The sequence below is a fragment of the Polycladidibacter stylochi genome, from assembly GCF_001562055.1.
In the GTDB taxonomy this organism is placed as follows: domain Bacteria; phylum Pseudomonadota; class Alphaproteobacteria; order Rhizobiales; family Stappiaceae; genus Pseudovibrio; species Pseudovibrio stylochi.
Window position 1 is genome coordinate 179,505 of the sequence record NZ_LLWE01000027.1, and the last position, 19,790, is coordinate 199,294.

The 19,790-nt window shown below is 44.9% G+C and carries 18 protein-coding genes and 1 tRNA gene; 11 read left to right on the forward strand and 8 right to left on the reverse strand.

Features of this window, described 5'->3' with window-relative positions; translation table 11 throughout:
- Positions 1-4: 4 nt before the first annotated feature.
- Positions 5-949, forward strand: a complete 945-nt coding sequence (locus AYK67_RS12075) for an alpha/beta fold hydrolase (RefSeq protein ID WP_068086991.1) — start codon at positions 5-7, stop codon at positions 947-949.
- A 72-nt stretch (positions 950-1,021) separates the two neighbouring features.
- On the opposite strand, the gene hisN is transcribed toward AYK67_RS12075, so the two are convergent.
- Both hisN and AYK67_RS12085 read right to left on the reverse strand, forming a co-directional pair.
- Entirely contained in the window at positions 1,022-1,804 is a 783-nt protein-coding gene (hisN, locus tag AYK67_RS12080; RefSeq protein WP_068086994.1) for a histidinol-phosphatase, read from the reverse strand.
- A gap of 382 nt (positions 1,805-2,186) precedes the next feature.
- The gene (locus AYK67_RS12085; protein WP_068087316.1) at positions 2,187-3,032 is read right to left on the reverse strand and encodes an N-formylglutamate amidohydrolase; all 846 of its coding nucleotides are present in this window, start codon (positions 3,030-3,032) and stop codon (positions 2,187-2,189) included.
- Positions 3,033-3,358: 326 nt separating this feature from the next.
- Here AYK67_RS12085 and cpdR point away from each other — a divergent pair, with 326 nt between their 5' ends.
- The 4 genes from cpdR (at position 3,359) to AYK67_RS12105 (ending at position 5,265) form a co-directional block, all read left to right on the forward strand.
- Entirely contained in the window at positions 3,359-3,718 is a 360-nt protein-coding gene (gene cpdR, locus AYK67_RS12090; protein WP_068086997.1) for a cell cycle two-component system response regulator CpdR, read from the forward strand.
- Positions 3,719-3,945: 227 nt separating this feature from the next.
- Positions 3,946-4,020, forward strand: a tRNA-Val gene (locus tag AYK67_RS12095).
- Positions 4,021-4,177: 157 nt separating this feature from the next.
- Positions 4,178-4,303, forward strand: a complete 126-nt coding sequence (ykgO, locus tag AYK67_RS12100; RefSeq protein ID WP_008551489.1) for a type B 50S ribosomal protein L36 — start codon at positions 4,178-4,180, stop codon at positions 4,301-4,303.
- Positions 4,304-4,548: 245 nt separating this feature from the next.
- Positions 4,549-5,265 (forward strand): tetratricopeptide repeat protein, encoded by a 717-nt coding sequence (locus AYK67_RS12105; RefSeq protein WP_068086999.1) that lies wholly within the window; start codon positions 4,549-4,551, stop codon positions 5,263-5,265.
- A gap of 224 nt (positions 5,266-5,489) precedes the next feature.
- Here the strand turns inward: AYK67_RS12105 and pyk are convergent, their stop codons facing one another.
- Positions 5,490-6,911 (reverse strand): pyruvate kinase, encoded by a 1,422-nt coding sequence (pyk, locus tag AYK67_RS12110; RefSeq protein ID WP_068087001.1) that lies wholly within the window; start codon positions 6,909-6,911, stop codon positions 5,490-5,492.
- On the reverse strand, positions 6,908-7,396 hold the full coding sequence (locus AYK67_RS12115) for a DUF1036 domain-containing protein (RefSeq protein WP_082735786.1): 489 nt from the start codon (positions 7,394-7,396) through the stop codon (positions 6,908-6,910). The genes pyk and AYK67_RS12115 overlap by 4 nt, the downstream gene beginning before the upstream one ends.
- A 978-nt stretch (positions 7,397-8,374) precedes the next feature.
- On the opposite strand from AYK67_RS12115, the gene AYK67_RS12120 reads away from it, so the two are divergent.
- On the forward strand, positions 8,375-8,644 hold the full coding sequence (locus AYK67_RS12120) for a DUF2312 domain-containing protein (protein ID WP_068087002.1): 270 nt from the start codon (positions 8,375-8,377) through the stop codon (positions 8,642-8,644).
- 194 nt (positions 8,645-8,838) lie between these two features.
- Here the strand turns inward: AYK67_RS12120 and mepK are convergent, their stop codons facing one another.
- The 3 genes from mepK to AYK67_RS12135 all read right to left on the reverse strand — a co-directional run bounded on the left by mepK (position 8,839) and on the right by AYK67_RS12135 (position 13,916).
- A complete protein-coding gene (mepK, locus tag AYK67_RS17455) occupies positions 8,839-10,302 on the reverse strand; it encodes a peptidoglycan L,D-endopeptidase MepK (RefSeq protein ID WP_082735801.1) in 1,464 nt (487 codons plus the stop codon).
- 331 nt (positions 10,303-10,633) lie between these two features.
- Positions 10,634-12,268, reverse strand: coding sequence for a L,D-transpeptidase family protein (locus AYK67_RS12130; protein WP_068087005.1), 1,635 nt, complete (start codon positions 12,266-12,268; stop codon positions 10,634-10,636).
- A 106-nt stretch (positions 12,269-12,374) separates the two neighbouring features.
- On the reverse strand, positions 12,375-13,916 hold the full coding sequence (locus AYK67_RS12135) for a sigma-54-dependent transcriptional regulator (protein WP_068087008.1): 1,542 nt from the start codon (positions 13,914-13,916) through the stop codon (positions 12,375-12,377).
- A 309-nt stretch (positions 13,917-14,225) separates the two neighbouring features.
- Here AYK67_RS12135 and AYK67_RS12140 point away from each other — a divergent pair, with 309 nt between their 5' ends.
- Complete coding sequence (locus tag AYK67_RS12140; protein WP_068087321.1) at positions 14,226-16,040, forward strand: M3 family oligoendopeptidase; 1,815 nt, start codon at positions 14,226-14,228, stop codon at positions 16,038-16,040.
- Between the two features lie 84 nt (positions 16,041-16,124).
- On the forward strand, positions 16,125-16,658 hold the full coding sequence (locus AYK67_RS12145; RefSeq protein WP_068087010.1) for a dihydrofolate reductase family protein: 534 nt from the start codon (positions 16,125-16,127) through the stop codon (positions 16,656-16,658).
- Between the two features lie 8 nt (positions 16,659-16,666).
- Here AYK67_RS12145 and AYK67_RS12150 read toward each other — a convergent pair whose 3' ends face one another.
- Positions 16,667-17,038 (reverse strand): VOC family protein, encoded by a 372-nt coding sequence (locus AYK67_RS12150; RefSeq protein WP_068087015.1) that lies wholly within the window; start codon positions 17,036-17,038, stop codon positions 16,667-16,669.
- Between the two features lie 262 nt (positions 17,039-17,300).
- Here AYK67_RS12150 and purB point away from each other — a divergent pair, with 262 nt between their 5' ends.
- The 3 genes from purB to AYK67_RS12165 all read left to right on the forward strand — a co-directional run bounded on the left by purB (position 17,301) and on the right by AYK67_RS12165 (position 19,728).
- Entirely contained in the window at positions 17,301-18,629 is a 1,329-nt protein-coding gene (gene purB / locus AYK67_RS12155; protein WP_068087021.1) for an adenylosuccinate lyase, read from the forward strand.
- A gap of 2 nt (positions 18,630-18,631) precedes the next feature.
- The gene (locus AYK67_RS12160; RefSeq protein WP_068087022.1) at positions 18,632-18,991 is read left to right on the forward strand and encodes a VOC family protein; all 360 of its coding nucleotides are present in this window, start codon (positions 18,632-18,634) and stop codon (positions 18,989-18,991) included.
- Between the two features lie 188 nt (positions 18,992-19,179).
- On the forward strand, positions 19,180-19,728 hold the full coding sequence (locus tag AYK67_RS12165) for an RBBP9/YdeN family alpha/beta hydrolase (protein WP_068087030.1): 549 nt from the start codon (positions 19,180-19,182) through the stop codon (positions 19,726-19,728).
- The last annotated feature ends 62 nt before the right edge of the window (positions 19,729-19,790 follow it).

The window sequence follows — 19,790 nt, forward strand, 5'->3', positions numbered from 1 at the left end:
TTGGATGCAACTCACCTCAATTGACGATAACCCCGTGCCAGATGGGGGAGAGGTTGGTGCAACGATTGTTGCAGATGGGACAAAATTACGATTTGCACTTTGGCCACCTCTTGATGGAAAAGGCATCAAAGGCACGATTACAATCGTACAAGGGCGTGCAGAGTTTATCGAAAAGTATTTCGAAGTGGTTGAAGAGTTGCGTGCCCGCGGTTTTTTTGTGGTTGCTTTTGACTTTCGCGGACAGGGAGGGTCAGATCGCTTATTGCACGACCCAGCTAAAGGACACCTAAGAAAGTTTGCGGACTACGAAAAAGACCTATTACATGTGTTGGATGATGTTTCTTTAGCAAGGTGTCCTGGTCCTCATTTTCTGCTAGGGCACTCCACCGGTGGAGCGGTAATTTTAAAGACACATCAGCAGCTTCGAACCAAGGTCGAGCGTGTGGTGTTGAGCTCGCCTCTCGTTGAAATCAAAATGCCCAATTTGATGAAGTTGTTAGCTCGCCCCCTAGCAAAGGCAATGGTATGGCTGGGTTTAGGGCGCTTTTATATTCCTGGGGGTAATGGAAAACTAACAGGTGATTATAAGAATAACAGACTCACACGTGATAAAAGACGTTTTTCGCGCAATAACCGAATTATAGAGGCAAACGAGAAGCTTGGTATCGGTTCACCTACATTCGGTTGGCTGAATAGTGTACTGAATGCATTAAAAGCAATGCAGTTGCCGTTGTTTGGGCCGCATTTGGGAATAACTGCTTTGGTTATTGCCAGTGGTAATGATCGAATTGTCAATAAGTTTGCCGCACAAAAGCTATGCTCCGCGAGCGATGCGCTTGGTTACTTGGAAGTGCAAGGTGCTGAACATGAGCTGTTAATGGAACAAGATGAAGCTCGTGAGCAATTCTGGCGGGCTTTTGATGCGTTTATTCCGCCGCAAGAGATCTAAAGCAGTGCAATTTGTAAGTAACCTACCTGCTTTAGATTGTGCTTCAAGTCGTACTGAGACAAACCTTTAGAACTAATTACCAAGCATCTTCAGCAGGTACTCATGTAACTGAGGGTCTCCTGTCGCTAGTATTTGCCCGCCATCATGGGCTGAACCACCTTGCCAGTTGGTAACTGTACCACCTGCGCCTTCAATAATCGCAATTAAAGGGAAGATATCGTAGGTCTGCAAACCGCTTTCGATAACAATGTCACAAAGACCTGCAGCAAGCATTGCATAGGCATAACAATCAGTACCATACCGTGCCAAGCGTGCCTTATTTTCAACAGCTTCGTAGAGAGGGGTCTCTTCTAACGTAAATAGCTTGGGTGATGTTGTGCACATAATGGCATCTTCCAGGCGTGAGCAGCGCCGGGTTTTTAAACGGCGCTCGCCTAGCGGTCCTTTGTAATGAGCACTTGAACCATTCCCCCAAAAGCGTTCGCCATTATAAGGTTGGCTTAACATTCCTAAGGAGGCCTCTTGCTTATGCCGCAACCCGATTAATGTACCCCAAGTAGGAATACCGGTGATAAAGGCACGAGTACCATCCACGGGGTCTAATATCCATTGGTAGTCTGAGTCTTCATTCTCAGTGCCATATTCCTCGCCGATAATGCCATGGTCTGGATATTTGCCTTGAATCAACTCTCGAATCGCCTTTTCGGCAGACTTATCAGCCACTGTTACAGGGTCGAAACCTTGATCCAGTTTATTTTCGACAGTGTCTAGACTGCGAAAGTGTTCGAGAGTTTTTTTATCTGCAGCATCAGCAAGTAAGTGCAAAAATTGAACATCGGGCAATATATTAGACATGATTATCCAATCGTTATTCTAGTTTTGAACGCTATACCATACTTTTTTAACGTAAAATAGGAACGGGTGCGCCATGTGTTTTGTCGCGGTAAGCAGTTTAATACTTCTAAATAAATAGCTGCATAAAAAAACGACTTTACTTCTTTCAGGGAAAAGTAATTAGTAAATCCAGTATTTTTATTGGATTATAATTCATATTTGTTGCTCATAGAGCACGTAAAAAATAGTATTTTTTGAAATCGACTAAAGTTGAAGCTAAGAATATTGACTTTTGTGCGATGCAATGTTTTATTGTGCACTGCAAACGAGAGTTTGCGCAGCCCCGCCAGGGGCTTTCCTCCCTTGACTTAAAACCGCTTGCCCCCCCGCAAGCGGTTCTTTTTTATTCAGCAGCCCAAACGGCAGATGTGGATTGAATCATAAGCTCGGTTATATTACTGATAAATAGCAATAGGTTATGTTGAGTGTCCCGTAAACCTGAATGCGGTAATAGGGTTGTTTCATCCATGTATAGCGCACGGTTCATTTCGATTTGTAAAGCGTGGATACCTTTGCTTGGGCGGCCATAATGTTCGGTAATAAAACCGCCGGCATAAGGTTTGTTACAAACAACATGATAACCCATTTCCCTAAGCAGTCCTGTTGCCATTGCCGTTAGAGATTGACTGCAGCTGCTGCCAAAACGGTCTCCTATCACAAAGTCTGGCCTGAGACTCCTTTGGTTTTTGACAGTTGATTGCGATGGCATACTATGAAAATCCAGTAATACTGCGAAGTTATTTTGCTGTTTTAAGAACGATAACTCTTTACTTATTTGCTTGTGATAGGGTTTGTAGAGTGTTTCAATTCTTTCAAGACCTTCTGCAACAGTTAGGCTATGCTTGTATATTTCTTTTCTTTCGGTCACTATTTTGGGAATTGTGCCAAGCCCGCCGGTGACCCTTAGTGATCGATTGTTAATGTAACTTGGAAGGCGCTCGGAAAACATTTTAGGGTCAAGCTCGTAGGGCTCGCGATTTACATCTAAATAAGCCCTGGGAAAATTAGCCTTTAAAAAGGTCAAGCCCAGTTCGGAGCAACGCTCGACCAGCATATCCACGTAAGCGTCTTCAGAATCTCTGATTTGTTGTCGGTTTAAACGCGAACTGTCGAGAAAGGATTTAAGGTATGCTCTGCCAGAGTGTGGCGAGCACACTAGAAATGGAAGGGATGGACTTGCAGGGCGAATTAATTCATGGCTTGCTACGACATGTTGCGGCTGATGGTTACATTCATTTTGTTCTGGAGCCGAGCTGAGATGGCGAATAGATGGGGCAGCATAACTATCAATTTCGCATATATGGAAAGATTGTTTGATTTGCTGCACGTTTTGAACTCCTGTAATTCTGTCGAAGCCTAACCGCATATTGGCGTTTTTTTTCAATAGTACTTTTAAAAATGAGTCTCAAAGTGATTCATTTGTAGTTGCAAGGCAAACAATTTATAGCAGTGATTAATGGAAGGTACTATGGAAGAGTTCCGGTCCTTAACTTTTGGAGTAATTGGTAATAGAGCATGTCGAGGATAATACTTGCCGAAGATGACGGAGACATGAGACGCTTTTTGGTGAACGCACTGGAAAAGGCCGGTCATGACGTTGTTTCGTTTGATAACGGAAAAAGTGCTTATGAACGGGTTCGGGAAGAACCGTTTTCTCTGCTACTGACCGATATTGTGATGCCAGAGATGGATGGAATTGAGTTGGCGCGAAAAGCTACCCAATTAGATCCCGATCTTAAAGTGATGTTTATTACAGGGTTCGCGGCAGTAGCTTTAAATCCGGATTCGCAAGCACCTAAAGATGCGAAGGTTTTATCAAAGCCATTCCATTTGCGCGAACTTGTTTCCGAAGTTGAGAAGATGTTGGCGCAGTAATGCGACATAACTTCTTGCTTTACTGATGTGAAGCAGGTAACCTATTGTTTGAAAAGATATAATAGTTTGGTTTCGGCTCTTTTAAAGCGTGGAAAGTTGCTTGGCTGGTGTGGAAACTGATCAAAAAACAGCACAAGGGGCTTGCGCTGTTTCCCAATACCTCTTATATGGCTCTCCACCGCAAGCGGTTCTCTGCTTTCGGCGCTTCGTATGAAGTTGAAAATTAGGGGCGTGTAGCTCAGCGGGAGAGCACTACGTTGACATCGTAGGGGTCACAAGTTCGATCCTTGTCACGCCCACCATTTTCGCGGTTTACCGCAAATGATGATAGATTTGTTATCCAGCGCGAATATACTTGCGCGGTAGCGGAATATGATCATGGCAGAAATGCCGATACTAACCCAGAGGATCGTGATTGTTCAGGATCCCTTGAAGGCAAATCCCAACGGGGACAGGACAATGAAGATTAAGAACTCTCTTAAGGCTCTCATGGGCCGTCATCGCGATAACCGTATGGTTCGCCGTAAGGGTCGCGTATACATCATCAATAAGAAAAACCCTCGCTTTAAAGCTCGTCAGGGTTAATCCGAAGAGCGGTATTTTACTGTCTGTGTAAAGTGCCTCCGGATTTCTTACAGTTGAAGGTCGCTGATTAAGAGTGTTTACTCTTGATTATGCGATCTTTTTTTGTTTCATATCCAGATATCCGATCAATATCTTGGCTTTCGTGTAAAGCTCTCCTTACTAAGAGGGGAGGCGACACAGGCTCAGGGCCTCTGCACAGGTTTGTAAGGGGGGACTTCTGGGTAATTGCTTTTTTAGCTACTGTTTTGAGCGGAGCTTTACCTAAAGCAGAAGACAGGCTTCAACACCAAAGTGAAATAGTTTTATCCAGATCATTTGATTTGGTTATCAGTCCCCCGCATGAGTGGTTAAAAGATCAGCTTCAAGCAATTCCAAAGCCGCCTGAGAAACAGGAGGTGCCAGCTGCCTCTAAACCTACGTTTGAAGAACTGTCTGCTGGTGGCCATATGCCAGCACAACACGGCCACAGCAAAGATGAAGTTGAACAGCTTTTAAATGCTCAATTTCAAGCGCTCAAAGACGCTGACACAACATTGATGGGTAAGCGCATAGCTACCGATATTCGTCGTTTGTTGGGGCTTACAGGCGATGCTGCAGCTGATTTGCTGATGAAAAGGTCTAATCTAGCCTTAAAGCAAGAGAACTACACCCTAGCATTGGATTTGCTTAATCATGCAACCTTAATTATCCCGCAAAATGCCGAGGTTTGGAACCGTCGCGCAAGTGTTCATTATAGAATGGACAATTATTCTCTTGCTTTGCGCGATCTACATAGAGCTCTATATTTGGAGCCAAGGCATTTTAGCGCCATTTACGGCCTTGCCAGTATCAACATGCAGTTAGACCAGCACGAACATGCCTTGCAGTTGATGAAGCGCTTGTTAGCGATTTACCCAACACATGTAGAAGCGCAAGAAGCAGTAAAGAAACTGCGAAATGTTGTGTGGGGAGAGTGGCATTAGTGCGTATTCCCGAAAAATGTCTACCGGTTTTCTGCAAGGAATACGCGTCAATAGAATAGGTTCAAGCGTTTGAGTGCTTATAAGAAGTAGCAAACTGCTTTAACCTATTTCGATTAGGCCTATATTGCTTTTACACAAAGCCATTTCAAGGCGCTTGAAAAGCAATTTATCCTACAAAAAAGGCCCGTAGAGAACTACGGGCCTTTTTGCTTGCTTTGTGCAAATTAACCGCCAACAAATGCGACACGCAACATGTTGGTTGAGCCTGGTGTACCAAATGGAACACCTGCAGAAACGATAATGCGTTGTCCTGGTGTTGCGAAGCCTTCTTTGGCAACCAGGCGACAAGCGCGATCAACGATTTCCTCTTCATTCGCTGCATCATTGCTTGCTACACAGTGTAGGCCCCAACCAATGGTCAGACGGCGTACAATGGAAAGCTCTGGTGAGAAGGCAATGATTGGTGCCTTAGGACGCTCACGCGATGCACGCAAAGCAGTACCACCGGAAGCGGTGTAACAAACGATTGCAGCCAGATCGAGTGTTTCAGCAACCTGGTGTGCAGCTGCGGTAATCGCATCAGCCCCAGTTGATTCAGGCTCTGTGCGCTGCGCATGGATAATATCGCGGTAGTGGGTATCTGTTTCCACTTCCTGAGCGATCTTGTCCATTGTGGAAACAGCTTCAACTGGATAATCACCAGCAGCTGATTCGGCTGAAAGCATGACAGCATCTGCGCCTTCAAACACTGCAGTTGCAACGTCAGAAACTTCTGCACGTGTTGGTACGGGCGAAGTGATCATGCTTTCCAGCATTTGTGTTGCTACAACAACTGGTTTACCAGCCTTGCGGCAAGCACGGATCATACGCTTTTGAAGTCCAGGAACTTTTTCCAGCGGCATTTCCACGCCAAGGTCACCACGAGCAACCATGATTGCATCGGAAAGCTCGATGATTTCTGGCAGACGATCGATAGCCTGTGGCTTCTCGATTTTCGCCAGAACACCAACGCGGCCTTGCGTGACGTTGCGTACTTCAACGAGATCTTCCGGACGCTGTACGAATGACAGAGCAATCCAGTCAACTTTGGCATCAAGGGCTGCCAACAAGTCTTTACGATCTTTGTCGGTTAGTGCGCCAACTGGGATCTCAGTATCCGGAACGCTTACGCCTTTACGGTTGGAAAGCTTGCCGCCAACTTCTACACGAGTTTCACAACGCTCGGGGGAAGCGCTGGTGACACGAAGTGTGATTTTACCGTCATCCAGAAGTAGGCGGTGGCCTTCTTGCAAACTACCAAGAATTTCTGGGTGTGGCAGGTAAACGCGGTTGACGTTTCCTGGAGTTTCATCATTGTCCAATGTAAAAGTCGCGCCATTTTCCAGCATGACTTTTTCATCGTTCTCAAAGGTACCGACACGCAGTTTAGGGCCCTGCAAGTCTGCCAAAATACCAATTGGACGACCAACTTCCTTCTCTACGCCACGGATTGTATTCACCAAGTTGTTCAGCACTTCATGGCTGGAATGGCTCATGTTAATCCGGAAAACGTCTGCACCAGCTTGCCACAATTTCTTGATTGTGGCGCCATCTGATGATGAAGGGCCGAGTGTTGCTAGGATTTTGACCCGTCTATTTCGCTTCATCGTCCACCTGTTCCTTGCTCTACCGGCTCCGTCAGCTGGAGGGTCCAGCTGCTTTGCTCACCTGTATCTATTTCAAAGAAGCCTGTTTTCTCGTAGCCACGAGCTAAACAGTCTCCAACGCCGTGAATGGTAAATTCTTTATTCGGTCGAACGCACATGTACGCTTTTCCGCTCCATTCATCAGCACTTTCGCTTTCTGTCGCGTAGATGTAAAAGTACCGTGACGCTAGATCACCTTTTACCAATGTCTCACAGCTGTTTTGTTTCACTTTCCACCAGCCTTCGCTGACCCAGTCTGTGGCATCACGGTAACCGACTGCTACTTCCACCAGTCCTTCTGTTTTGTTACACAAACGAAAATCTGCCTGAGCAGAGACTGTCGATAACAACAGGCTGACGCCAACAACTAAATATATTCCAAACTTATGTTTTGTGCGCTCGGGGAGAGTTGAGGCGCGGGAGGTAAAGTCGTTGGTTGGTTTCATATCAATCTTTGTACAGCTACAACAGCAAGTTAATGCTGTTAGATTACGTCTGTGTCAACGCGACCAGACGACCATCTGGCTTTTGGTGACATACTTAATAATAGCCGAATTGGCTGATGTAAAAGGGGCGTTAAGCCCAATTAGCGCTATTTGACGCCAATATGTTGGCATCATAATGATTTTCGAAGAAATTTGAGGCTTTTTTAATCAATTGCAATAATCGATTTTTAAGCGCTGTGGATACCGATAGGTATATCAGAATTGGGCTTGCAACTGTTTGTACTTGAAACAGTGCATCACAGAATGCTTTTTTATGCCAATATATTGAAACCTATTTATTTTATGTATTTGTAAAATTTAAAAATGCTTAGAAAACATACGGTTGTTAGAATTACGGAGATAATAAATAGAATTTTGATATTAGTTATTAATAGCTTCCAATAGTAAAGCAAGTTTTAGGGGAACAGTTTAATGTGAGAAATAATTATCCAATTAAGGCATAAAGAAATAATAAAGTGCATTTGATGAAATCGAAATGACAAGTAAATCTCAATAGTCAGCATTGATTTGTTATTTCAATGCCTGGGTCTTGCGAAATAATGCTTCAAACCAGTAAAATATATCAATAGGCATAGAAGCGCTGCCAAATCTTTAAGTATTGATGTTTTGCACGCATAAACGTGATTATATGCCACAGATTTCTCCTGTGTAAAATACTCTAAGTCATCATCTCATTTGCTAGCTTTGAAACCAATCGATTCTCTAGGGCTTGGTCGGAACTGCACAGACCGATGGCATTTGGTGGAATATAGGAATGTGGCGTTAATTTGCCATTTAATAGTTTTTACAGGGCAAAACACAGCTCAAAATGACAAGCTGTGAAGGAGCGATATTTGTGATTTTCTTAGGTTGACCTAAGCGTGTTTCTCTGGCACGCAGTCACTTCTGAAACTATCGAACATTTAAGGATGCGCATATATGACGGATCATGGCGGCGTTGCAGCAGACCATCTGCGATCATTTATCGAGAGAATCGAGCGTCTTGAAGAAGAAAAAAAAGTCATTGCTGATGACATTAAAGACGTATACGCAGAGGCTAAGGGTAACGGCTTTGATGTTAAAGTGATGCGGAAAATTATCTCTCTGCGGAAGCGGAAGCCGCATGAGCGTGAAGAAGAAGAAGCGGTAATGGAACTTTACATGCACGCATTGGGTATGCTTGCAGCTGCCGGTGAAGTGAACGCTTAAAAATCTTTTTGTTACGCGTTTGAATAAGTAAAGGCCCCGCTTTCGCGGGGCCTTTTTGTTGTAATGAAGTCGTTTTTCATGTTCTGCCATTTATAGCAGTTTGCCACTTCTTAGAAGCACTCAAACTTCTTTAACCTATTGTTTTGAAGCGTATTCTTACCCAAAAATCGGTGGGCACTTATCGGGAATACGCTCTAAGAGCTAAAGCTTGTTCTTTGATTGTAGTTGATCCACTTGATAGCTCTCCCACTAAATTTATTTTCATCTGCTATGAAGTGAAGCGGGGCATTGGATTGAGAGGTAAACAATAATGGATGTAATTTGGCTTGATCCGCAATAATATCATAATTGGTTCGTGGTTGCGGAAGTGATTTACTGTTTAATATCATTGCACTCGTGACTTGAGGTAGCGCGCTGTTGCTGATTTGGGGCCCCATTGCGTAATAGTGAAGGCTCTCAAAGTAAGAACTTGGTGTTTTAGTGGTTTTTACTGCAGGGGTTCTGGGAGCAGCGTTTTTTGTTTCTACTTGTGCAATAATGTCTGCAATTGAGTTGCCGTGTTGCGTCGGTGCATAGGCAAGCTGAATTGAAGCCGGGTTCGAGGGGTTATTACCTGCTTCACGCTTTTGCCCGTTTGGTATTGGCATTTTGTGATTGGCACTTAAAGAAGAGACTTGTAACGGCTTGTCTATAGTGTGCAAGCTTGGCTTCAACTTTGGCATTCGCGCGACAAGAACTACACTAGCCGCTTTTTTAGGTTCTTTTGAATAAAGGGCTGCACCTCGTACGAGCGCTTCCGGCTTTTCTCTCGTATTTGCTGAGGCAATCACAATGGGTTTATATGCTTGTTTTGCCTTAGGTAGCGCAGCTACTGATACGTTATTAAGGCTAGACTTATTTTTTAGCTGTGCTCGCAAGCCAGGATCGGGCTGCTTTTGTGTTTTCTTTTGCTGTGCCTCTTCTTTAGAGCCAGAGAACAAGCGACTTAAGAAAGACCCACTATCATTATCGGCATAGCTGCGCGATCTTGTATGGCCATTTCTTTTTATTTCGGCAAGGGCATAGCTATAGCCTTTTAGTGGCTTACCATCGGTTGGTACATGTATTGTGCGCCCTTTGGGGAATACTTTCTTCAACTGCGCACGCGTCATGCGTGGCCAGTGGCGAACAGAACCGGTATCCATATGAACAAAGGGGGTATTTGATCTTGGATAATAACCAACACCTCCCACATGTTCTCTCAGGCCATAGGCACGGAGTTTTGCTGTACTCACGCCAGGAATGAAAAAGTCCATGGCATGGCCTTTGGTATGCTGCGAGTTTTTGGCCACACCGCGAGAACGTTTGCGAAGCATGTTGTTTGTGGTTAAAGAGCGATAACCTGACACAACATGTATATACTTTTTAGAGCCCGACTTTTTGTAGACATCATAAATTAAATCAAATAGCTCGGGGTCCATTTTGGTGGCTTCATTACGCCGCCAATCGCGTAGGAAATGATTTAATTTACGTAGAGCAGCTTTATCGTAACGGCCATTACGCTTAAAGGTGATACTCGCGCGTTCTTTGGTATGGGTATTGTAGAGCTTTAGGGTTTTTGTGGAGGCATAGCCAACTTGGGGTGCAAGCAGAAAGCAAAGCATGATGATGAACATCATGCCTATTGCATTTTTGCCCCTGCGTTTCATTTCAGTTGAAGCAACCGTATCCCGAATGTGCCAGTGCATATACTTTTCTCATATTTAGCAGCATGTAACCCCTAGGGTAAAATATTCGCTTATTGGTTAACGAGTGTTTACCATGGTGTTGTTTTCGAGATTTATTATTCTACTAGGCATTGGCCAAGCTTGAAAAAGCAACAATTACTGATTTTTTTTGAAATACTTAAATATCACAACTTAATGATGTAAGTTAATGTGAATCTATGTGGAGCGTGGTTGGAAACCTCCATATTCCATCGCAAATGATTATGTAAAATTCATTAGATAGCTATAGTTTTAGAAATCGATACAGTTTTTTATTATGGTTATATATGTCGGGCCTACGTTGTAGTTGCCCCTTCTCATCAACGAAGGCGGTGAAGTAGCCGATGTACACCGGTATTTGTTTGGCAAAGTCAAAACGGCGTTCTTTTTTGCCCAAAGTTTTTCGGATCATTTTACTGTTAATGTTCTTTTGAAAGCCCACGAGCGCATCTGCAAAAGCAAGAGGGCGATGAATGCGAATACAGCCATGCGAAAAGGCGCGTTCGGATCGTCTAAATAATGACTTCGAGGGTGTGTCGTGCATGTAAACATTATGCCGATTGGGGAACATGAACTTAATTTGCCCAAGTGCGTTGCCACGTCCTGGCCGCTGGCGAATTCTGATCTTTTCAAATGATACACCTTCCCAGTTAATTCGGCTTGGCTTTATAATTTTCCCTTTTGCTACAATCTCATAGTTACCTTTTTTGAGGTACTCACTTGGGTCTTCCAAAATATCTGGCAGCATTTCTTTAGTCGCGATTGAGTAAGGAACATTCCAATAAGGATTGACAATAATATGTTCCATTTTATCTGCAAAAATTGGCGTCTGGTGCTTTCTCTTACCCACAACGACTTTGGTTTGGTATACAGATTTATTGTTGTGTATGAGACGAACAGTAAACTCTGGAATATTTACTTGTAGATGCAAATTGCCAAGCTCTTTAGGCATCCAGCGCCAACGCTCCATATTGGCGATAACATCTTTAATCGGATCTGCCCCAGATTTGGCATTAAGTGCCAACAGTGTTCTTGGTCCAATTACCCCATCAGGTTTTAAGGAGTTCTCACTTTGAAATTCCTTCACCCTCTCTTGCAGGTCTTTGGTGTAGATAAGCTCTTCACCTTTTGCGACCTCAAGTGAAAACCGATCTCGTAATAAGGCGATTCTCCTGTCTTTTTTAAAGGGGCGGATGAGCTTGCCACCTGGTATAACACTTGGGGTGTCGTGCTTTTGCGAGCGCAAAGTCGCCAGCTGTTGCTTAAGGTCCTGATAGCCTTTATGTGGCGGATTATAAGCTTGTAGTTTTACCTGTGGTGTCGTGCTGGTGGCTAGTTGTTCAAGCGCATCTATTGGATCAAGCTTGGCGGGTTTTAGCGTTATATTTTTTGAAAGACTACGAGGATTAACTCGGCCACTATAAGCATCTTCAGCATACTTCAGCAGCGACTGAGTTAGCCTTAACTCAGCAATTGAAAGGCTGTACTTATTGATCCTATAATTGTGTCCTAGTGTTTTGTTGGGGGTTGGGTAGTCATCGGTGTTCAGCCCCTCTTCGGAAGCCTTCGCCAACTGTTCTACCAAGCTGGCAGCATGTTTGGATAGCTTTCCATTTTTAACCCAAATCGGCTGATATCCACGATTTTCATAGAATAGCTTTACAGCTGCAAAATCCCGTCTGTCCCGAAAAGCCGTGTTATGCTCATTGCCGTGAAGTGCTTTGGCGATGTAATGACGAAGACTACCCTTTGATATAAAAAGCGGGGTTTCTGAACTGAAATGCGTCAGGATGTCAGGAGCTGCAGACGCATTATTACTAAAAAGTGCAAATGCTGTAAGAGCAATATAAAAAGTGCCTTTTATAATCTGGCTGGACATTTTTTTATTACCTGAAGTTTTTTTTAAAATAACTTAGGTACAATTAACACAAAAATATCACTATATAAAATTGTAAATAATCTAAAGTCACTTAACTAACTGAGAATTATTCATTAGCATTTATCGAGTTTTTTGTTTCTATCTTATAGTCTTTGATCTTCCTGTAGAGTGTAGATCTTCCTATTCCAAGTCTTTTTGCTACCAAAGACATTTTAAATGCATAGTGATCAAGTGCTGTTTGGATCAATTCTTTTTCAACTTCCGTAATTGAACGGATATGGCCTTCACCATTTAAAATACGCAGAAAGCCAAATAGAGGGGTCTCATCCTCGACTAGAGTTGATGGTTGAATATTGGCAACCTGCATTTCTTGAGGGGGCGTACTCTTTAAATACCGGCTATTTACTTCAGCCTTCTCATTGGGAGCATGAAATGATTCTGGCTTAATGCTGTCACTATTATTTTCAAGAGCCTGTTGGACCTGAGGGAAGTCATTGGGTAAAAGTTGAGGGCCATCGCTTAAAATAACCGCACGGAAAACGGCATTTTCAAATTGCCGAATGTTACCTGGCCAATCATAACTTTTGAGCAGTTCGAATGTTTCACTCGTAGCACCAGAAATATATAGTTTGTTTTCTTCAGCCGCAAAACGAGCCACAAATGTTCTTAGTAATTCGGGAATATCTTCAAGCCTATCTTTGAGTGGAGGAACCCAAATTGGATAGACGTTCAGGCGGTAGTAAAGGTCTTCCCTAAAGTTGCCTTCCTTTACTTGGTCCAGCAGTCTGCGATTTGTTGCGGAGATCAGACGAAAATCACACTGTATTGGTTTTCGGGCGCCGACAGGTTCGACTTCGCCTTCTTGTATCGCCCTTAATAATTTGACTTGTATGTCTAAAGACAGTTCTCCCACTTCATCAAGGAACAGAGTTCCGCCATTAGCTTCTTGAAATTTGCCACTGTGTTTTTCGTGGGCTCCTGTGAAAGCGCCTTTTTCATGGCCGAAAAGTATTGATTCCACCAAATGGTCTGGGATCGCACCGCAATTAACGGTGATAAATGGCTTGTTTTTTCTATCGCTGCTACCTTGAATTGCCCTTGCAATCAGCTCTTTACCAACGCCAGATTCGCCTTCAATTAAAATGGGTATCGTTGATTTCGCAGCCCGCTCTCCTAGCCTTAAAACCCGTTCCATGGCTTCAGATCGTGTCACTAGGCTTTTGAAAGTGAGTGTTCCATTATTTTTTTGGTGCAGACGGGTAAGTTCACCCTGGAGAGCCGAATAATTAAGCAAGTTTCGTATTGAGATGCGCAATCGCTCAGAACTTACCGGCTTGACAAAAAAGTCTTGCGCACCTGCTCTCATTGCTTCAACAACCCTATCAATTCCCCCATGAGCTGTTTGTACAATGACGGGGATTGTTGTTTTTTCTGCTCTCAGTTTTGTTAGGAATTCAATGCCATCAATTTCAGGCATAACGATATCAAGTATTATCAAGTCAATATCGTGGGAGGCTCTTCGAACTTCGTGCAGTGCCTCTGCGCCATTAACCGCTAAGAGAGTGTTATAGCCAAACTGCTTCAAGGCTTGATCCAGTAGTCTACGCTGTACGGGGTCATCATCCACAATCAGAATGCGCTGGCTCATCTATTCCTCAAATATTAATGAGAGGGCTCTCTCAATTTGCTCGGTGAAAATAATTAGAAGTTATTACTGTATCATTTTGGATCAATGCTAGGGACTTTAGGTAAACAAATACTTATATTCTCGGCTGCCTTTAAAGGAGAGTGCCAAGTCGTAATCTTGATTGTTGCAGTTTTAAAAAATGACAGCATACTGAAACCAATATGAACAAAGACTGCTGCCCTGTGAGTAGCTTTTATTCTCGAAGAAGAACTTCGATCTTTGAGGCTTACAAAATTGGCTGGAAAAATGACGAAAACATATTTACTTGATATGCGAACTTTTGATGCTGCAGAGACAGGTCACAGCAGTGACGAATTCGGCAAATTGCCCGAGTGGGATTTATCGGCGCTATATGCTGCAATGGAAGACCCAGTATTTGCTGCGGATATGGAAAAAGCAGATTCAACAGCAAAAAAGTTTGAGGCAAGTTATAAAGGCAAACTCGCTGATATTACTGCGCGTAGTGGTGAAGAGCTCGCTCAAATCATTGCCGAATATGAGCAGCTGGAAGACCTTATGGGACGGCTCGGGTCATTTGCCGGGCTTGTTTACACACAAAACACCACGGATCCTGTACGGCAAAAATTCTATGGGGACGTGCAAGAGAAGCTCACCAATATTGGTACAAGCTTGCTGTTTTTTGCTCTGGAATTGAATCGTATCGACGATAGCGTTCTAAATGAAGCAGTCAAGAACGAGAAGCTTGCTCACTTTGCACCATGGCTTGAGGATGTGCGCCTAGAGCGCCCGCATCAACTGGCTGATGAGCTGGAGCAGTTGTTCCATGAAAAGCATATAACCGGTGCAGCAGCATGGAATCGCCTGTTTGATGAAACTATTTCCAGCTCCCGCTACGAAATCGATGGTGAAGTTCTACCAATTGAGCCGGTTTTGACATTGTTGCAAGACGCTGATGGTGAAAAACGCCAGAAAGCAGCTGCAGCACTTTCCAAGACCTTTGCAAAGAACCTGAGTGTTTTCACGCTGATCACCAACACGTTGGCCAAGGATAAAGAAACTTACGACCGTTGGCACAAATTTGAAGGCATTGCCGATAGCCGTCATTTGGCCAACCGTGTGGAAGGGCCAGTGGTTGATGCGCTGGTAGACGCGGTACAAGCAGCTTATCCGCGTTTGTCTCACCGCTATTATGCGCTGAAAGCCAAATGGCTCGATGTTGAAAAAATGAACTTTTGGGACCGCAATGCACCACTACCACAAGCGGATAACCGGGTTATTCCATGGGCTGAAGCAAAAGAAACCGTTTTGGCCGCCTATGAGCGCTTTTCGCCAAAGCTTGTAGAGCTGGCAAAGCCATTCTTTGAGAAGAACTGGATTGATGCGCCCGCGCGCCCTGGTAAAGCACCGGGTGCTTTTGCCCACCCAACTGTGCCGAGTGCCCACCCGTTTGTGCTGGTGAATTACCAAGGTAAAATTCGCGATGTGATGACACTTGCCCACGAACTTGGCCATGGTGTGCATCAGGTGTTGGCAGCGGAGCAGGGTGCTTTAATGGCGCCGACACCATTGACCTTGGCTGAAACCGCTAGCGTTTTTGGCGAGATGCTCACCTTTAAAGATATGCTTTCGAAGGCCGAAAATGCCGAGCAGCGTCGAGTGATGCTGGCTTCAAAAGTCGAGGACATGCTCAACACAGTTGTGCGACAGATCGCGTTTTACAGCTTCGAGCAAAAAGTGCACACAGCGCGAAAGCAGGGTGAGCTCACAGCTGAGCAAATTGGTGAGCTGTGGATGGAAGTTCAGGCGCAAAGCTTGGGGCCTGCTATTAACCTTGAAGGTGGCTACGAGAATTACTGGACTTACATTCCGCATTTCATTCACTCACCGTTTTACGTTTACGCCTATGCGTTTGGCGATTGCTTGGTCAACTCCCTTTACGCTGTCTTTGAAGAAGACGGCGATGGGTTCCAAGAAAAGTATTTTGATTTGCTCAAGGCTGGTGGCACCAAACATCACAGCGCTTTACTGGCTCCGTTCGGGCTAGATGCCAGCGACCCGGCGTTCTGGCAGAAGGGGCTTTCCGTGATTGAGCGGATGATCGACGAGCTGGAAGCGATGGACTAATTCAGCGACTTAACAAAAGAATGGCAGCAAGGCATATGTGCTTTGCTCCCTTCTCCCCGATTTCAGTCAATACGGAGTAAGTTAATGGCAGTTGGGCATGTTTTTATGGCCATGAGCGTTGACGGGTTCATCGCTGGCCCGAATGATGAACTCGACTGGTTGAATGCAGCAGCTGTGGAGGGCGAGGATACCGGTTTTAACGACTTCATGGCGCGGGTAGATGGCCTTTTGATGGGTCGCAAAACATTCGATGTTGTTCGCGGCTTTGGTGAATGGGTATATAACAAGCCTGCAATTATTCTTAGCCGGCATTTGTCGGGGGCCGAACTTGATAGTTCCCTGACTGATAAAGTTGAAATCAAGGATTTATCGCCTCAGCAAGCTATGGACTATGCTCAATCACTGGGCTGGAAAAATGTATATGTCGATGGCGGTCAGTTGGTGCAAGCGTTTTTGAATGCAGGCTTGATCGAAACACTTACCATAACCCAGGTTCCGATCGTTCTCGGCAATGGGAAGAGGATGTTTGGTTCCATGCCGCGTTCGATAAAACTCACGCTTCAAGGAACCAAGAGTTTTCCGTCTGGTCTGGTGCAGACCAGCTATAAAGTTGGTTAGGCTAAAGCCTAAACATGCTGATCGATTAGAATAGGGTTGCCGTCCGGGTCTTCCAGCATGATGTGAGCAGGCCCCTTGCTCTCAGTGTCTGCTTGTTGGCTAAGCTTGACACCTTGAGCCAGCAATTGTTTTTGAATTTCTCTCACATCAGTAAAGTTTTCAAGCATATTAGCTTGTTGATCGAAGCCGGGATTAAAGGTCAGCATGTTTTTTTCAAAGTGGCCTTCAAATAAGCCAATAACTATTGGGCCATTGCGCAAGATGGTCCAGTTGTCGCCACAGCTGATACCCATATCAGAAAAGCCCAGTTTTTCGTAGAAATCCTTTGAAATTTTTAAGTCTTTAACCGTTAGACTTATTGAAAAAGCGCCCAGTTCCATTTTATCACTTTCATATTAGCTAAATTATTACATTCTAGGGTAGTTTACTATGTATTTTTTATTTGAAAACTACTGTTTATGCTGATTGTTTTCTGTATTTATATTTGTGTTGTATAACTTCTCTGGAGGTGTATATTTTTTCGTACTTGGGTTTTGATTATTTTGGTCAAGATATTCTCATAAGCCCATTGTAGTTGGTGAAATGTCCTGCTAAGTGCTGCTGCAGACATTATTGATTTCCCCAGCTTATATGAGGGCCCACATGATCCCGCGTTATTCCCGACCTGATATGGTCAACATCTGGTCACCTGAATCAAAGTTTCGCATTTGGTTCGAGATTGAAGCACATGCTTGTGATGCTTTGGCCGAGCTGGGGGTGATCCCGAAAGAATCAGCAAAAGTGATTTGGGAAAAAGGTGGCCCTGCAACTTTTGATATTGCACGTATTGACGAGATTGAGCGCGAAACCAAGCATGATGTGATTGCCTTCTTGACGCATTTGGCCGAGATCGTTGGTCCTGATGCCCGCTTTGTACATCAGGGCATGACTTCTTCCGATGTTTTGGACACATGCTTTAACGTTCAGCTGGTGCGTGCCGCCGACCTCCTTCTTGAAGACATGGACAAGCTGCTGGCAGCTCTAAAGCGCCGCGCCTATGAACATAAGGATACTGTCACCATTGGTCGTTCGCACGGTATTCACGCTGAGCCTGTCACATTTGGCATGAAGATGGCGCAAGCCTTCGCTGAATTCGACCGTTGTAAAAAACGCCTTGAAATTGCCCGTGAAGAAATCGCAACCTGTGCGATCTCCGGCGCTGTTGGTACATTTGCCAATATCGACCCGCGCGTTGAAGAGCACGTGGCCGAAAAACTCGGTTTGGGTGTTGAGCCTGTATCCACTCAAGTTATTCCACGTGATCGCCATGCCATGTTCTTTGCGGTACTCGGTGTGGTGGCCTCTTCAATCGAGCGTCTTGCAACAGAAGTGCGTCATTTGCAGCGTACCGAAGTACTGGAAGCGGAAGAGTTCTTCTCCAAGGGGCAAAAAGGCTCCTCAGCTATGCCGCATAAGCGTAACCCGGTTTTGACAGAGAACCTTACCGGCCTTGCCCGTATGGTGCGCTCCTACGCCATGCCAGCAATGGAAAACGTGGCGTTGTGGCACGAGCGCGATATCTCGCATTCATCTGTTGAGCGTATGATTGGCCCAGATGCAACCGTAACTCTGGACTTTGCTTTGGCACGGCTCACCAATGTGATGGAAAATCTGGTGGTTTACCCTGAACGTATGATGGGCAATATGGACCGTCTTGGCGGGCTTGTTCACTCGCAGCGTATACTTTTGGCCTTGACACAGGCCGGTTGCTCACGTGAGGATAGTTACCGTCTGGTGCAACGTAATGCTATGAAGGTGTGGGACAGCTACCAGATATCGGGAGATGCCAAGGTGGACTTCCTTACCGAACTGCTGGCGGATGAGGATGTGCGCAAACATTTGAGCGAAGAGCAGGTTCGAGAGCGCTTTGACCTTGGTTATCACACCAAAAATGTTGATGTGATCTTTAAAAGGGTATTTGGCGAGGGGTAACAATGAAGCTCTATGGTCTCAGAATTTTTGTAGATGATTTCGACAAGGCGAAAGAATTTTATACAGAGACCTTAGGGCTACCTCTCACGTGGGAGATGAGCGAGCTCGGTGCATTTGGTGCCGGGCTTGATAATGCTGAATTCATTGTCGAGGAAGCCGGTGATGAAGAAAGCGAGGGTTATGTGGGCCGTTTCGTGGGCGTTTCGCTGCAAGCAGGTAATATCATGGCGCGCTATGAAGAGCTTTCCAAGCGCGGTGTGAAGTTTACACAGCCTCCGCAACAGCAACCCTGGGGTGGCGTACTGGCCCATTTTACCGACCCGTTCGGCAATACTTTGACCTTGCTTGGAGAGGCCAACTAGGCGTTTTAAGGCAACTGGCTTGTATTTTCGCGAAGTCGTTTTTATTGCCATGCGCATTTTAGTGATGAACTCCACTAAAAAAGAAGAAATTTGCGCTCTTTGTCGGATTTGCAAAAAATCCGGCTTTGCTCTGGTGTTGGAATGCGTTTAAAAAGCGCCGAAACACTATTGGTGCAGGTATAAGCAAGATGAAGATTTCCGAAGCAGATGTATTAATTGTCCCAGGTTTATTCGGGTCTTGTGGGGCGCATTGGCAAACACGTTGGCAACAAAAGCTATCGACAGCCAGTCGTGTTGAGCAGGCCAATTGGGAAAAGCCTGTTCTGGATGAGTGGGTTGATAACTTGGTATCTGCTGTTGAAAAAGCAACTCGCCCTGTCGTTATTGTTGCACACTCATTGGGTGTCGCGACAACAGTACATGCTGCACCAAGAATCAAGCCATGGGTTAAAGGGGCATTTTTAGTTGCCTGCCCCGATTGCGACGATAGCTCAATGGTGCCTGAGAGTGTACATGCTTTTGGTCCGTTGCCAACCGCTCCACTTGGCTTTCATGCCCGCGTTGTTGCCAGTCGGAATGATCCCTATTGCACTTTCGAGCGCGCCGAGCAGTTGGCAAAGCACTGGCAAGTGAACTTTCAAGACGCTGGTGAAAGTGGCCATATCAACGTTGAAAGCGGTCAAGGCCCGTGGCCAGAGGGACTGCTGTCTTTTGCCCACTTTATGAAAGCCCTGTAAATTTACAGGTAACGCATGGTTGCATGCTTGGGCTTGGCTGTTTTTATGATTTGTATTTGCGT

Excerpts from the sequence above, each read along its gene's own strand:
- AYK67_RS12075 (WP_068086991.1), top strand. The coding sequence starts at position 5 with ATGCAACTCACCTCAATTGACGATAACCCCGTGCCAGATGGGGGAGAG.
- hisN (WP_068086994.1), bottom strand. The coding sequence starts at position 1,804 with ATGTCTAATATATTGCCCGATGTTCAATTTTTGCACTTACTTGCTGAT.
- cpdR (WP_068086997.1), top strand. The coding sequence starts at position 3,359 with ATGTCGAGGATAATACTTGCCGAAGATGACGGAGACATGAGACGCTTT.
- ykgO (WP_008551489.1), top strand. The coding sequence starts at position 4,178 with ATGAAGATTAAGAACTCTCTTAAGGCTCTCATGGGCCGTCATCGCGAT.
- pyk (WP_068087001.1), bottom strand. The coding sequence starts at position 6,911 with ATGAAGCGAAATAGACGGGTCAAAATCCTAGCAACACTCGGCCCTTCA.
- AYK67_RS12115 (WP_082735786.1), bottom strand. The coding sequence starts at position 7,396 with ATGAAACCAACCAACGACTTTACCTCCCGCGCCTCAACTCTCCCCGAG.
- AYK67_RS12120 (WP_068087002.1), top strand. The coding sequence starts at position 8,375 with ATGACGGATCATGGCGGCGTTGCAGCAGACCATCTGCGATCATTTATC.
- mepK (WP_082735801.1), bottom strand. The coding sequence starts at position 10,302 with ATGATGTTCATCATCATGCTTTGCTTTCTGCTTGCACCCCAAGTTGGC.
- AYK67_RS12130 (WP_068087005.1), bottom strand. The coding sequence starts at position 12,268 with ATGTCCAGCCAGATTATAAAAGGCACTTTTTATATTGCTCTTACAGCA.
- AYK67_RS12135 (WP_068087008.1), bottom strand. The coding sequence starts at position 13,916 with ATGAGCCAGCGCATTCTGATTGTGGATGATGACCCCGTACAGCGTAGA.
- AYK67_RS12140 (WP_068087321.1), top strand. The coding sequence starts at position 14,226 with ATGCGAACTTTTGATGCTGCAGAGACAGGTCACAGCAGTGACGAATTC.
- AYK67_RS12145 (WP_068087010.1), top strand. The coding sequence starts at position 16,125 with ATGGCAGTTGGGCATGTTTTTATGGCCATGAGCGTTGACGGGTTCATC.
- AYK67_RS12150 (WP_068087015.1), bottom strand. The coding sequence starts at position 17,038 with ATGGAACTGGGCGCTTTTTCAATAAGTCTAACGGTTAAAGACTTAAAA.
- purB (WP_068087021.1), top strand. The coding sequence starts at position 17,301 with ATGATCCCGCGTTATTCCCGACCTGATATGGTCAACATCTGGTCACCT.
- AYK67_RS12160 (WP_068087022.1), top strand. The coding sequence starts at position 18,632 with ATGAAGCTCTATGGTCTCAGAATTTTTGTAGATGATTTCGACAAGGCG.
- AYK67_RS12165 (WP_068087030.1), top strand. The coding sequence starts at position 19,180 with ATGAAGATTTCCGAAGCAGATGTATTAATTGTCCCAGGTTTATTCGGG.